The organism is Mycobacterium sp., from assembly GCF_036488105.1.
In the GTDB taxonomy this organism is placed as follows: Bacteria; Actinomycetota; Actinomycetes; order Mycobacteriales; family Mycobacteriaceae; genus Mycobacterium.
Map to the genome: position 1 here is coordinate 1 of NZ_DASXHW010000267.1, position 2,877 is coordinate 2,877.

The 2,877-nt window shown below is 68.1% G+C and carries 2 protein-coding genes and 1 pseudogene; all 3 read left to right on the forward strand.

The genetic code is table 11. The features are described from left to right. Positions 1-947 (forward strand): annotated as a pseudogene (locus VGH54_RS13765) (beta-ketoacyl synthase); the annotation flags it as partial. A 21-nt stretch (positions 948-968) separates the two neighbouring features. Continuing rightward, complete coding sequence (locus VGH54_RS13770; RefSeq protein WP_331512572.1) at positions 969-1,361, forward strand: holo-ACP synthase; 393 nt, start codon at positions 969-971, stop codon at positions 1,359-1,361. A gap of 183 nt (positions 1,362-1,544) precedes the next feature. Continuing rightward, the gene (locus VGH54_RS13775) at positions 1,545-2,870 is read left to right on the forward strand and encodes a dipeptidase (RefSeq protein ID WP_331512573.1); all 1,326 of its coding nucleotides are present in this window, start codon (positions 1,545-1,547) and stop codon (positions 2,868-2,870) included. The last annotated feature ends 7 nt before the right edge of the window (positions 2,871-2,877 follow it).

The following is a 2,877-nucleotide window of genomic DNA, read 5'->3' on the forward strand; positions in this document are numbered from 1 at the left end:
TCATCGGCTTCGGTGACATGGCGGCCACCGCCGACACCAGCATGATGCGCGGCCGGGGCATTGCGGACTCGAAGTTCTCCCGGCCCAACGACCGGCGTCGGCTGGGCTTCGTCGAGGCGCAGGGCGGCGGCACCATCCTGCTGGCCCGTGGTGACTTGGCGCTCAAGATGGGCCTGCCGGTGTTAGCCGTGGTTGCCTTTGCGCAGTCATTCGGCGACGGAGTGCACACCTCGATCCCGGCCCCGGGTCTGGGCGCGCTGGGCGCCGGCCGCGGCGGCAAGGATTCACCGCTGGCGCGCGCGCTGGCCAAGCTGGGTGTGGGCGCCGACGACGTCGCGGTGATCTCCAAGCACGACACCTCAACGCTGGCCAACGATCCCAACGAGACCGAGTTGCATGAGCGGCTCGCGGATTCGTTGGGCCGCTCGGCGGGCGCCCCACTGTTCATCGTGTCGCAGAAGAGCCTTACCGGGCACGCCAAGGGCGGCGCGGCGGTCTTCCAGATGATGGGCCTGTGCCAGATCTTGCGCGACGGGGTGATCCCGCCCAACCGCAGCCTGGATTGCGTCGACGATGAGCTCGCGGACTCCGCGCACTTCGTCTGGGTGCGCGACACGCTGCGACTCGGCGAGAAGTTCCCGCTGAAGGCCGGGCTGGTGACCAGCCTCGGGTTCGGCCACGTGTCTGGTCTGGTCGCGCTGGTGCACCCGCAGGCCTTCATGGCCACGCTGGATGCCGAGCAGCGCGCGGATTACCAGCGACGCGCCGACGCGCGTCTGCTGGCCGGACAGCGCCGACTGGCCTCGGCGATCGCCGGCGGCCGCCCGCTGTATGAGCGGCCCGCCGACCGTCGCTTCGACCACGAGGTATCCGAGAAGCGACAGGAAGCGGCGATGTTGCTCGACGCGAACGCGCGATTGGGCGACGACGACGTCTACCGCCAGTGAGCATCCGATAGGTTCGCAGAAATGAGCATCGTCGGAGTGGGGATAGACCTTGTCTCCATCACTGAGTTCGCCGAGCAGGTCGACCAGCCCGGAACCGCCTTCGCCGAGACCTTCACGCCAGGTGAGCGGCGTGACGCCTCGGACAAGAGTTCGTCGGCGGCACGCCACCTGGCGGCCCGCTGGGCGGCCAAGGAAGCGGTGATCAAGGCCTGGTCCGGATCGCGGTTCTCCCAACGGCCGGTGTTGCGCGAGGATATCCATCGTGACATCGAGGTGATCACCGATATGTGGGGCCGTCCCCGGGTGCGGTTGACCGGCGATATCGCCAAGCATCTGAAGGACGTGACGATCCACGTGTCGTTGACGCACGAAGCTGACACCGCGGCCGCGGTGGCCATTCTTGAGGCGCCGTAGCGTTTCTCGTCCGTCGCAAGAGTCGGCACATGCCGAGTTGCCCACCTCACAGCGAATTACGCGGGCGGCCGCCGAATTTCGCTCGTAGGCGGGCACGAAGGCCGCCACCAACTCAAGTGCCACCAAGTGGCGGGCGGGGCCTCAGCGTCTCGCGTCAGCCGTAGCCCGACTAGCCTCGAGACCATGAGCGATCTGGTCGGACGAGTGCGCCAGGTATTGCCGTCGGTGCGCGACGATCTGGAGAACCTGGTCCGTATCCAGTCGGTGTGGGCCGACCCGGCCCGCCGCGACCAGGTGCATCGCAGTGCCCAGGCGACAGCAGATCTGTTGTCGCAGGCTGGTTTTGGTGACGTGCAGATCGTCAGCGAGGGCGGTGCACCAGCCGTGATCGCGCGACATGCCGCGCCGCCCGGGGCGCCGACCGTGCTGCTGTATGCGCACCACGATGTCCAGCCCGAGGGTGATCCTGCGCAGTGGGCGTCGCCGCCGTTCGAGCCGACCGAACGCGACGGCCGACTCTACGGGCGCGGCAGCGCCGACGACAAGGCTGGTATCGCAACGCATTTGGCGGCGTTTCGGGCGCACGGCGGCAACCCTCCGGTCGGTGTGACGGTGTTCGTCGAAGGCGAAGAGGAGTCCGGTTCACCGTCGCTGGGCCGACTGCTGGCCGCCCACCGTGATGCGCTGGCCGCAGATGTGATTGTCATTGCCGATTCGGACAATTGGAGCACCGACGTGCCGGCGTTGACGGTATCGCTGCGCGGGTTGGCCGACTGTGTCGTCGAGGTCGCCACGCTGGATCACGGCCTGCACTCCGGCCTGTGGGGCGGCGTGGTGCCCGACGCGCTGATGGTGCTGGCGCGCCTGCTGGCCAGCTTGCACGACGACGACGGCAACGTCGCGGTGGCCGGTCTGCACGAAAGTAACGCCGCAGCAGTGGATTACCCGCCCGAGCGGGTGTGTGCGGAATCGGGCCTGCTGGATGGAGTCAGCGAAATCGGCTCCGGCTCGGTGCCCCAGCGGTTGTGGGCGAAGCCGGCGATCACCGTGATCGGCATCGACACCACATCCATTGCCGCATCATCGAACACGCTTATCCCGCGCGCTCGCGCCAAGGTCAGCATGCGGGTAGCCCCGGGCGGCGACGCGGCAGCGCATCTGGATGTGCTGCGCGCCCACCTGGAGCACCACGCCCCCTGGGGTGCGCACGTGGCGGTGACCCTCGGCGACGTCGGTCAGCCCTACGCCATCCACGCCACCGGCCCCGTCTATGGCGCCGCCCGGGCGGCGTTCCGGCAAGCCTGGGGCACCGAGCCGATCGACATGGGGATGGGCGGTTCGATCCCGTTCATCGCCGAATTCGCCGCCGCATTCCCGAAGGCGGCAATCCTCGTCACCGGCGTGGAGGACCCTGCGACGCAGGCGCACAGCATCAACGAGAGCCTGGATTTGGGTGTGCTGGAAAGGGCTGCGACGGCCGAAGCGCTGTTGTTGGCCAACCTAGGTTGATCGGGCT